Annotated in this window: 12 protein-coding genes; 8 read left to right on the forward strand and 4 right to left on the reverse strand. The window is 52.8% G+C overall.

Annotated elements, in window-relative coordinates; translation table 11 throughout:
• Positions 1–355: 355 nt before the first annotated feature.
• Positions 356–736 carry a hypothetical protein gene (locus ACNPM8_RS11360; protein WP_448939858.1) on the forward strand — a complete coding sequence of 127 codons (381 nt, stop codon included), beginning with the start codon at positions 356–358 and terminating at the stop codon, positions 734–736.
• Positions 737–939: 203 nt separating this feature from the next.
• Positions 940–1416 (forward strand): hypothetical protein, encoded by a 477-nt coding sequence (locus tag ACNPM8_RS11365; protein WP_141393430.1) that lies wholly within the window; start codon positions 940–942, stop codon positions 1414–1416.
• 201 nt (positions 1417–1617) lie between these two features.
• On the opposite strand, the gene ACNPM8_RS11370 is transcribed toward ACNPM8_RS11365, so the two are convergent.
• On the reverse strand, positions 1618–2103 hold the full coding sequence (locus tag ACNPM8_RS11370) for a hypothetical protein (protein ID WP_013348170.1): 486 nt from the start codon (positions 2101–2103) through the stop codon (positions 1618–1620).
• Between the two features lie 418 nt (positions 2104–2521).
• Here ACNPM8_RS11370 and ACNPM8_RS11375 point away from each other — a divergent pair, with 418 nt between their 5' ends.
• A complete protein-coding gene (locus tag ACNPM8_RS11375; protein WP_448939859.1) occupies positions 2522–2794 on the forward strand; it encodes a DNA gyrase subunit A in 273 nt (90 codons plus the stop codon).
• A gap of 651 nt (positions 2795–3445) precedes the next feature.
• Entirely contained in the window at positions 3446–4054 is a 609-nt protein-coding gene (locus ACNPM8_RS11380) for a tetratricopeptide repeat protein (RefSeq protein ID WP_448939860.1), read from the forward strand.
• 241 nt (positions 4055–4295) lie between these two features.
• Here the strand turns inward: ACNPM8_RS11380 and ACNPM8_RS11385 are convergent, their stop codons facing one another.
• Positions 4296–4709 (reverse strand): hypothetical protein, encoded by a 414-nt coding sequence (locus ACNPM8_RS11385; protein WP_448938499.1) that lies wholly within the window; start codon positions 4707–4709, stop codon positions 4296–4298.
• Positions 4710–5180: 471 nt separating this feature from the next.
• Between ACNPM8_RS11385 and ACNPM8_RS11390 the strand changes: the two genes are divergently transcribed.
• Complete coding sequence (locus ACNPM8_RS11390; RefSeq protein WP_448939858.1) at positions 5181–5561, forward strand: hypothetical protein; 381 nt, start codon at positions 5181–5183, stop codon at positions 5559–5561.
• A gap of 203 nt (positions 5562–5764) precedes the next feature.
• Positions 5765–6241, forward strand: a complete 477-nt coding sequence (locus tag ACNPM8_RS11395) for a hypothetical protein (protein WP_141393430.1) — start codon at positions 5765–5767, stop codon at positions 6239–6241.
• A gap of 201 nt (positions 6242–6442) precedes the next feature.
• Here ACNPM8_RS11395 and ACNPM8_RS11400 read toward each other — a convergent pair whose 3' ends face one another.
• Positions 6443–6928 (reverse strand): hypothetical protein, encoded by a 486-nt coding sequence (locus tag ACNPM8_RS11400; protein ID WP_013348170.1) that lies wholly within the window; start codon positions 6926–6928, stop codon positions 6443–6445.
• A gap of 418 nt (positions 6929–7346) precedes the next feature.
• On the opposite strand from ACNPM8_RS11400, the gene ACNPM8_RS11405 reads away from it, so the two are divergent.
• Both ACNPM8_RS11405 and ACNPM8_RS11410 read left to right on the forward strand, forming a co-directional pair.
• Positions 7347–7619 (forward strand): DNA gyrase subunit A, encoded by a 273-nt coding sequence (locus ACNPM8_RS11405; protein ID WP_448939859.1) that lies wholly within the window; start codon positions 7347–7349, stop codon positions 7617–7619.
• 651 nt (positions 7620–8270) lie between these two features.
• Positions 8271–8879 carry a tetratricopeptide repeat protein gene (locus ACNPM8_RS11410; RefSeq protein ID WP_448939860.1) on the forward strand — a complete coding sequence of 203 codons (609 nt, stop codon included), beginning with the start codon at positions 8271–8273 and terminating at the stop codon, positions 8877–8879.
• Between the two features lie 241 nt (positions 8880–9120).
• Here the strand turns inward: ACNPM8_RS11410 and ACNPM8_RS11415 are convergent.
• A partial coding sequence (locus ACNPM8_RS11415) for a hypothetical protein (RefSeq protein WP_448939861.1) occupies positions 9121–9566 on the reverse strand: 446 nt, incomplete at its 5' end.

The raw sequence follows: 9566 nt of genomic DNA on the forward strand, positions 1-9566 counted from the left end.
AAATGACGACCATTCCGCAAGACGGTCCGTCTATGGACTAATTGCGCGTCCGCAAGGGGAACGCTCTACGGGACATCAAGCGCGGGTTCGAATCGGGGCGATCTGCATTTGATCCAACCGTTGCTTTGGGAACCATTCTCGACGAGGATAAGACAGACCTAGAACAAGGGGACGCATGCGCTCGAGCAAACCGACACATAAGAATCCGTGGCCACGCGACATGATAATCACTGTCGAAGATCGACCTAGCTTGCTCCTAGAGTTGCTCTGGTTACGGGAAGCTTACGAGTTGACACCTCATGGCGACAATCTCCCACCGCTACTGTCAGATACCCCAACACCCCTACGAGATGCCATGATCAGCACCTCTACTCAAGCCGAATGGGAATCTGCCTGGCCACACATATGGCAGGCTGCTATCCATACAGGTATCGAAAGACCAGGCTGGCGCGAAGAATTCGGAGACAGCGCCTTCGACAACGACTCTTACCGCACATGGTCTCAACGGGGATGGAACGCTTATCTTGCTACGTCGCCGGTGAGAGCCGAAGAAAGTCCAGAACGGCGCGATCTCCCAAACCTAATCCCGGCTTGGCGCGCCGGCCTTCGCAAGATCATTACTATTCCTTGTACCGGTGAGTTCACGCAAAAACTTGGTGAGAACACCTTGCTTACGGACTTCGCAACGCGCAATAACAGCGACAGTTACCGGCAGGCGCTGGACACATTTGCGTGACCAGCAATAACGTGCTTGCACCCGCTACTTGGCAGTTAGTGCTGTCCCGTGAGCCGAACCCTAAACGGACCCACTGGCTAGCATCCAAATGACGCCATATGCGTTCGTGACTACTGGACACTGGTGAACGCCTGACTTTTCTCCTAATGTTGGATAAAGATGTTGTTTCGACATTCATCTAACGTTTCCGAGAAAGGCTCGTCATGAATCCTCTAACACCGCGGCTCGCTCTGGCGGTATTAACCATGTTGGCGCTCAGTGCGTGTTCTCCCAATGCTGATGGGAACCAAACACCTTCGGACACCGGCGCGGCGGTCGAAGCAGCAGTATCAGAAACGTGTGTTGCGGGGTCGGACCCGAAGTGTGTTTTGGTCAAGGGCGAGAATGTTGTACTCCCCTCTGATTTCGAACGAGTCGGAGTCAAAAACGTTTCAGCCGCCGGTGATCAGAGTCCGAATACCGTGGACGTGACGTTCACCAAAGATGGCACAAAGGTCTTCCGTGCCCTCACGGAAAAGGCCGCCCAAACTGGAAGTTCGGAACGTCTGCTCCTGAAGATCGGCGGAGAAGTACAAGCTGTCGTCACGGTAATGCAAGCAATAGATAATGGCCGGGTACAGATTGACTTCTCGCCAGACCACAGCGCTCAGGAAGCTATAGACCTAATTCAGGCAGGTTAGGAAGCGTGGCCGGCGGCCTGCCAAGGCCTTGATATCGGTGGTTTTATCGGCGATTGCGGAACCGTTCGGGTAATCAGGTAAATCACTTCTTTTGACTACAAAATCAGAGCCATCGTCCCGTTAGGGCTCTGTCCGGATTGACATTTTGGACCGTACCGTAAGGAGGTCCGCAAGAGGAACGCTATGCGAGAATCCTCTAGGTCAGTCCAGTTGAATTTTGCAGATCTTGCCGGTTGGCCCGCCATTAACGGTGAATTCGAGAGTGAGAACCCGTGCCGTTTTTGGAGGTGCGGGAAGATATACCCAAGTGGATTCCCAGCCGGACATGCCCCCAGCAACCTGTCCAGCGCTCAACCGATATGTGGTGCCTACGTCATCCGAGATAACCGCTCCAACTACTCCAAGAACGAGCTGTCCGGGCATTGAGGGCGGGTCTCCTGCAGCTTCGACTCCAGAGAGTTCTCGAAGCGCACCCCATTGGTTTAGTTGTTCTTCGAAGCGAGCGTCGCGTTGCCGAGTTTCGTCGCTACGTATTCCCTGAAGATAGAGCCTAAGTCCTTCTTTCCCCAGCCATTCGTCAGAAACGATGGGAACATCTGCAATCGATTCGATACCAGCAAATCGGACGCCCACACCTATATTGGTTGCTACGACGAGATCCGCTGGCGCTGAAATAACTGTCATCATGCGACTAGCCTAGCGTCGACCAGAAACTTCTCCACTAAAGCTGATTCAGCGATCCCATAGGTCGAACGCTCTACGGGACGGCACACAGAGAGCAAGATGAACAGCTGGATCTTGAGTGCCCACGGCTGAGTAACTACCGCGATGGTGCCTTTTAAAACTCGGTTTTGGATCGCTCTGCCGTCATATTGACCTCCAGTTTGCGAATTCCTGGCTTGCTTGGCCAAGCTGCCAAACTCCGGTCCGCCCTGAATATTCAGTCCAGACCACGATTTAGGATATTTCCTGCGCCTTCAGTATTGACTCAGAATCAGCATGAACGTGTCAGAACAACGTATTGGGCTACTCCAATCGGGAGTATTCGAATCCATCCGCCGGAGGTGGTCTACCCCAGGATTAAAGTTTGTGAAACAATCGCCGCATGCATGAGAGCGAGCTGCAGACGAAACAAGAAATGATGATCCTCGAGGCTTTAGTTCAAGCGATCGATCGGCGTGAGGAGGTTTTCGACGCGATAGGAAGTTCTGAGAACCTGGACGAAGCTAATCTTCGTGTCTCTCAGCTGTTGGGAGTGGGAGAAAACTGTGGTCGAGCGGTTCTCGATATGCAGGCCAGAAGGTTCACCCGAGACCAGCGTCAAATTTTAGCTTCGCACTTAGAGGAACTCAGATCAAAGTTATCTCGTGCACAATGAATGGATCATAAACGCCGGAGGCTGCTCTACTCAGCATAGGCGGATAGTGAAAATATGCTTCAGTGGTTGGCTTGGTTCCCGGAAAGTTCATATCCCTTGGACCAAAATGAGTGGGCCTTGCAAAAGAAATATCAGTTGAACCGCCAGCCTGACTTGCACTGACCTTCATTCCTTTGCTGTCCTATAAACGAACGTCAACTGGGACGGTGCAAGGTAGTTGCAGAGCGCCGCTCAATTGCTGATGCGACTCGGTCTCGGACTTTAGTCGAGTTTCCCAAAGGGGCCGGCAGCGTCGAGCGGAATCCGCTCTGGCTTCCTGGACATGATCAAGAACGCTATGCCAAAGAGAAATACAGCTATGGCAAGCCCAAGTAAAGCTGTGTCGCTTGATGTCGCAGGGCAGCCCGCAGAACTGTCATCAATCTCAGGACAGCTCCGCCATGGCTGCAAGAACATCACGAAACTACCTGCTGCTCCTGCGAGAGTCAGCAGGAGTCCTATTGTCAGGCAAACGGCCTTACTCGAAGCTTTCATACTTCATTCAAACACAGCAACGTTTACCTTCTTCATCGCACCCTATGGGGAACCCTCTACGGGGCATGAGGCCGGACCCTCAATCCAGTACCTCTGACTGCGGCTAAGCTTCTAGCCATGTCACAAAATTCTCCCACCGAGGAATCTCGAAAAGCTCGCTACATCATAGATCCTGTCTCCCTGCGCGAAGTCGTGAGCAACGAAGCCGCAGTAGAATCCCGGATTGAAGAACTTGAAAATATTGGTGAGCCAGGCGACGCGGAACGCATCTCTTGGCTTCGGATGCTCGGAAGGCTGCAAGAAGCTGAAGAACTGGGTTGGATCACATTAGTAAAATCGGGCGGAATGACAGATAACCGGCAAATCGTCACACCACTTCCATTCCAAGCCGTAGCCGGTGCTTTACGACTGGCTCACGTCCTGCACTGGCAGAAGAGATACAGCCAGGCCGATCGGCTATTCACAGCGGCGCTGGAATCTGCACAGTCTGAGATCGATAATTCTGAAATGAACCCCGTCGCTGCGCGTTCATTGGCAGCCTTCGCTTGGCAGCATTTAGGCAAGCTGCACTTCGACCAAGGACAGTTCGCCGATGCTCTACAAAGTTTCGAATCTGCATTGGTCCTGCGCCAAGAACTGAAAAGCCCTGAAGACCAACTCGCATCAACCCGACAAGCCATCTGTACTGCCGAAGCCTGTTTGGCGCAGAAAGTAAAGCCTTTATAGACATGTTTTCATCGACTTGGGTCACGGACGCCTCGAATTTGCGTAAGAACAACGTCAAATCTTGAATGCCCCACTTGGTGACGGACAACCCTCGAAGATCCATATAGGGAACCCTCTGCGGGACATTAAATAATGCCAAATATTGATCTGTCATTCTCTTGAAAAGTTTAAGACGATCGCTAAGGCGTCTTCGTTAGTAGAGCAACCTAGATTGTAGCCTCGTGATGGCGTATTCCCACGATCACTCGTCGGTAGCGTCTGCGTCGAGCCAGGATGCAAAAGGTACCGAACCGAGCTGTTCGACGGCGGGAAGCAGCCTATCTGGAGCGTCGAAGGTCATGTAGTCCACCGAGTGAAGGACCCCGTCTGGCGCCCAGAGATCCAGATGCCCCAGGAGAACTTCATCTTCGTAAACCTCGAGGCTCGCAAATGGCCCACCTGGATGCGGGGGAATCTTCTCCAGATTCAGACCTTCGGAAATTTCAATAAGGAAATCCTCGCAATCATCGAACTGGAGTCCGCCCCAATGCGCATGAACCGCCTGTTGGCGTGCTTGTTTTGCTCCAGGCCAGTCTCCTGAGCACAAGCGCTGCAGCAAGATGCGCTCGTGCGGACTAAGTGGGCTACCTGGTATCCGTCGCGTGTAGTGGTCCATTGGATCAGTATCCCAGCCTTGCCATCGGCTCGCCCCATGAGTTTCGAGTTGCATGAAGTAACGGGAGCTTTCGTCGTCCTAAACGAGGTCGCGCACTACTTTATTTGCGACTGAGCAAATGACGACCATTCCGCAAGACGGTCCGTCTATGGACTAATTGCGCGTCCGCAAGGGGAACGCTCTACGGGACATCAAGCGCGGGTTCGAATCGGGGCGATCTGCATTTGATCCAACCGTTGCTTTGGGAACCATTCTCGACGAGGATAAGACAGACCTAGAACAAGGGGACGCATGCGCTCGAGCAAACCGACACATAAGAATCCGTGGCCACGCGACATGATAATCACTGTCGAAGATCGACCTAGCTTGCTCCTAGAGTTGCTCTGGTTACGGGAAGCTTACGAGTTGACACCTCATGGCGACAATCTCCCACCGCTACTGTCAGATACCCCAACACCCCTACGAGATGCCATGATCAGCACCTCTACTCAAGCCGAATGGGAATCTGCCTGGCCACACATATGGCAGGCTGCTATCCATACAGGTATCGAAAGACCAGGCTGGCGCGAAGAATTCGGAGACAGCGCCTTCGACAACGACTCTTACCGCACATGGTCTCAACGGGGATGGAACGCTTATCTTGCTACGTCGCCGGTGAGAGCCGAAGAAAGTCCAGAACGGCGCGATCTCCCAAACCTAATCCCGGCTTGGCGCGCCGGCCTTCGCAAGATCATTACTATTCCTTGTACCGGTGAGTTCACGCAAAAACTTGGTGAGAACACCTTGCTTACGGACTTCGCAACGCGCAATAACAGCGACAGTTACCGGCAGGCGCTGGACACATTTGCGTGACCAGCAATAACGTGCTTGCACCCGCTACTTGGCAGTTAGTGCTGTCCCGTGAGCCGAACCCTAAACGGACCCACTGGCTAGCATCCAAATGACGCCATATGCGTTCGTGACTACTGGACACTGGTGAACGCCTGACTTTTCTCCTAATGTTGGATAAAGATGTTGTTTCGACATTCATCTAACGTTTCCGAGAAAGGCTCGTCATGAATCCTCTAACACCGCGGCTCGCTCTGGCGGTATTAACCATGTTGGCGCTCAGTGCGTGTTCTCCCAATGCTGATGGGAACCAAACACCTTCGGACACCGGCGCGGCGGTCGAAGCAGCAGTATCAGAAACGTGTGTTGCGGGGTCGGACCCGAAGTGTGTTTTGGTCAAGGGCGAGAATGTTGTACTCCCCTCTGATTTCGAACGAGTCGGAGTCAAAAACGTTTCAGCCGCCGGTGATCAGAGTCCGAATACCGTGGACGTGACGTTCACCAAAGATGGCACAAAGGTCTTCCGTGCCCTCACGGAAAAGGCCGCCCAAACTGGAAGTTCGGAACGTCTGCTCCTGAAGATCGGCGGAGAAGTACAAGCTGTCGTCACGGTAATGCAAGCAATAGATAATGGCCGGGTACAGATTGACTTCTCGCCAGACCACAGCGCTCAGGAAGCTATAGACCTAATTCAGGCAGGTTAGGAAGCGTGGCCGGCGGCCTGCCAAGGCCTTGATATCGGTGGTTTTATCGGCGATTGCGGAACCGTTCGGGTAATCAGGTAAATCACTTCTTTTGACTACAAAATCAGAGCCATCGTCCCGTTAGGGCTCTGTCCGGATTGACATTTTGGACCGTACCGTAAGGAGGTCCGCAAGAGGAACGCTATGCGAGAATCCTCTAGGTCAGTCCAGTTGAATTTTGCAGATCTTGCCGGTTGGCCCGCCATTAACGGTGAATTCGAGAGTGAGAACCCGTGCCGTTTTTGGAGGTGCGGGAAGATATACCCAAGTGGATTCCCAGCCGGACATGCCCCCAGCAACCTGTCCAGCGCTCAACCGATATGTGGTGCCTACGTCATCCGAGATAACCGCTCCAACTACTCCAAGAACGAGCTGTCCGGGCATTGAGGGCGGGTCTCCTGCAGCTTCGACTCCAGAGAGTTCTCGAAGCGCACCCCATTGGTTTAGTTGTTCTTCGAAGCGAGCGTCGCGTTGCCGAGTTTCGTCGCTACGTATTCCCTGAAGATAGAGCCTAAGTCCTTCTTTCCCCAGCCATTCGTCAGAAACGATGGGAACATCTGCAATCGATTCGATACCAGCAAATCGGACGCCCACACCTATATTGGTTGCTACGACGAGATCCGCTGGCGCTGAAATAACTGTCATCATGCGACTAGCCTAGCGTCGACCAGAAACTTCTCCACTAAAGCTGATTCAGCGATCCCATAGGTCGAACGCTCTACGGGACGGCACACAGAGAGCAAGATGAACAGCTGGATCTTGAGTGCCCACGGCTGAGTAACTACCGCGATGGTGCCTTTTAAAACTCGGTTTTGGATCGCTCTGCCGTCATATTGACCTCCAGTTTGCGAATTCCTGGCTTGCTTGGCCAAGCTGCCAAACTCCGGTCCGCCCTGAATATTCAGTCCAGACCACGATTTAGGATATTTCCTGCGCCTTCAGTATTGACTCAGAATCAGCATGAACGTGTCAGAACAACGTATTGGGCTACTCCAATCGGGAGTATTCGAATCCATCCGCCGGAGGTGGTCTACCCCAGGATTAAAGTTTGTGAAACAATCGCCGCATGCATGAGAGCGAGCTGCAGACGAAACAAGAAATGATGATCCTCGAGGCTTTAGTTCAAGCGATCGATCGGCGTGAGGAGGTTTTCGACGCGATAGGAAGTTCTGAGAACCTGGACGAAGCTAATCTTCGTGTCTCTCAGCTGTTGGGAGTGGGAGAAAACTGTGGTCGAGCGGTTCTCGATATGCAGGCCAGAAGGTTCACCCGAGACCAGCGTCAAATTTTAGCTTCGCACTTAGAGGAACTCAGATCAAAGTTATCTCGTGCACAATGAATGGATCATAAACGCCGGAGGCTGCTCTACTCAGCATAGGCGGATAGTGAAAATATGCTTCAGTGGTTGGCTTGGTTCCCGGAAAGTTCATATCCCTTGGACCAAAATGAGTGGGCCTTGCAAAAGAAATATCAGTTGAACCGCCAGCCTGACTTGCACTGACCTTCATTCCTTTGCTGTCCTATAAACGAACGTCAACTGGGACGGTGCAAGGTAGTTGCAGAGCGCCGCTCAATTGCTGATGCGACTCGGTCTCGGACTTTAGTCGAGTTTCCCAAAGGGGCCGGCAGCGTCGAGCGGAATCCGCTCTGGCTTCCTGGACATGATCAAGAACGCTATGCCAAAGAGAAATACAGCTATGGCAAGCCCAAGTAAAGCTGTGTCGCTTGATGTCGCAGGGCAGCCCGCAGAACTGTCATCAATCTCAGGACAGCTCCGCCATGGCTGCAAGAACATCACGAAACTACCTGCTGCTCCTGCGAGAGTCAGCAGGAGTCCTATTGTCAGGCAAACGGCCTTACTCGAAGCTTTCATACTTCATTCAAACACAGCAACGTTTACCTTCTTCATCGCACCCTATGGGGAACCCTCTACGGGGCATGAGGCCGGACCCTCAATCCAGTACCTCTGACTGCGGCTAAGCTTCTAGCCATGTCACAAAATTCTCCCACCGAGGAATCTCGAAAAGCTCGCTACATCATAGATCCTGTCTCCCTGCGCGAAGTCGTGAGCAACGAAGCCGCAGTAGAATCCCGGATTGAAGAACTTGAAAATATTGGTGAGCCAGGCGACGCGGAACGCATCTCTTGGCTTCGGATGCTCGGAAGGCTGCAAGAAGCTGAAGAACTGGGTTGGATCACATTAGTAAAATCGGGCGGAATGACAGATAACCGGCAAATCGTCACACCACTTCCATTCCAAGCCGTAGCCGGTGCTTTACGACTGGCTCACGTCCTGCACTGGCAGAAGAGATACAGCCAGGCCGATCGGCTATTCACAGCGGCGCTGGAATCTGCACAGTCTGAGATCGATAATTCTGAAATGAACCCCGTCGCTGCGCGTTCATTGGCAGCCTTCGCTTGGCAGCATTTAGGCAAGCTGCACTTCGACCAAGGACAGTTCGCCGATGCTCTACAAAGTTTCGAATCTGCATTGGTCCTGCGCCAAGAACTGAAAAGCCCTGAAGACCAACTCGCATCAACCCGACAAGCCATCTGTACTGCCGAAGCCTGTTTGGCGCAGAAAGTAAAGCCTTTATAGACATGTTTTCATCGACTTGGGTCACGGACGCCTCGAATTTGCGTAAGAACAACGTCAAATCTTGAATGCCCCACTTGGTGACGGACAACCCTCGAAGATCCATATAGGGAACCCTCTGCGGGACATTAAATAATGCCAAATATTGATCTGTCATTCTCTTGAAAAGTTTAAGACGATCGCTAAGGCGTCTTCGTTAGTAGAGCAACCTAGATTGTAGCCTCGTGATGGCGTATTCCCACGATCACTCGTCGGTAGCGTCTGCGTCGAGCCAGGATGCAAAAGGTACCGAACCGAGCTGTTCGACGGCGGGAAGCAGCCTATCTGGAGCGTCGAAGGTCATGTAGTCCACCGAGTGAAGGACCCCGTCTGGCGCCCAGAGATCCAGATGCCCCAGGAGAACTTCATCTTCGTAAACCTCGAGGCTCGCAAATGGCCCACCTGGATGCGGGGGAATCTTCTCCAGATTCAGACCTTCGGAAATTTCAATAAGGAAATCCTCGCAATCATCGAACTGGAGTCCGCCCCAATGCGCATGAACCGCCTGTTGGCGTGCTTGTTTTGCTCCAGGCCAGTCTCCTGAGCACAAGCGCTGCAGCAAGATGCGCTCGTGCGGACTAAGTGGGCTACCTGGTATCCGTCGCGTGTAGTGGTCCATTGGATCAGTATCCCAGCCTTGCCATCGGCTCG

The organism is Glutamicibacter sp. AGC46, assembly GCF_053543715.1.

Excerpts from the sequence above, each read along its gene's own strand:
- ACNPM8_RS11360 (WP_448939858.1), top strand. The coding sequence starts at position 356 with ATGATCAGCACCTCTACTCAAGCCGAATGGGAATCTGCCTGGCCACAC.
- ACNPM8_RS11365 (WP_141393430.1), top strand. The coding sequence starts at position 940 with ATGAATCCTCTAACACCGCGGCTCGCTCTGGCGGTATTAACCATGTTG.
- ACNPM8_RS11370 (WP_013348170.1), bottom strand. The coding sequence starts at position 2,103 with ATGATGACAGTTATTTCAGCGCCAGCGGATCTCGTCGTAGCAACCAAT.
- ACNPM8_RS11375 (WP_448939859.1), top strand. The coding sequence starts at position 2,522 with ATGCATGAGAGCGAGCTGCAGACGAAACAAGAAATGATGATCCTCGAG.
- ACNPM8_RS11380 (WP_448939860.1), top strand. The coding sequence starts at position 3,446 with ATGTCACAAAATTCTCCCACCGAGGAATCTCGAAAAGCTCGCTACATC.
- ACNPM8_RS11385 (WP_448938499.1), bottom strand. The coding sequence starts at position 4,709 with ATGGACCACTACACGCGACGGATACCAGGTAGCCCACTTAGTCCGCAC.
- ACNPM8_RS11390 (WP_448939858.1), top strand. The coding sequence starts at position 5,181 with ATGATCAGCACCTCTACTCAAGCCGAATGGGAATCTGCCTGGCCACAC.
- ACNPM8_RS11395 (WP_141393430.1), top strand. The coding sequence starts at position 5,765 with ATGAATCCTCTAACACCGCGGCTCGCTCTGGCGGTATTAACCATGTTG.
- ACNPM8_RS11400 (WP_013348170.1), bottom strand. The coding sequence starts at position 6,928 with ATGATGACAGTTATTTCAGCGCCAGCGGATCTCGTCGTAGCAACCAAT.
- ACNPM8_RS11405 (WP_448939859.1), top strand. The coding sequence starts at position 7,347 with ATGCATGAGAGCGAGCTGCAGACGAAACAAGAAATGATGATCCTCGAG.
- ACNPM8_RS11410 (WP_448939860.1), top strand. The coding sequence starts at position 8,271 with ATGTCACAAAATTCTCCCACCGAGGAATCTCGAAAAGCTCGCTACATC.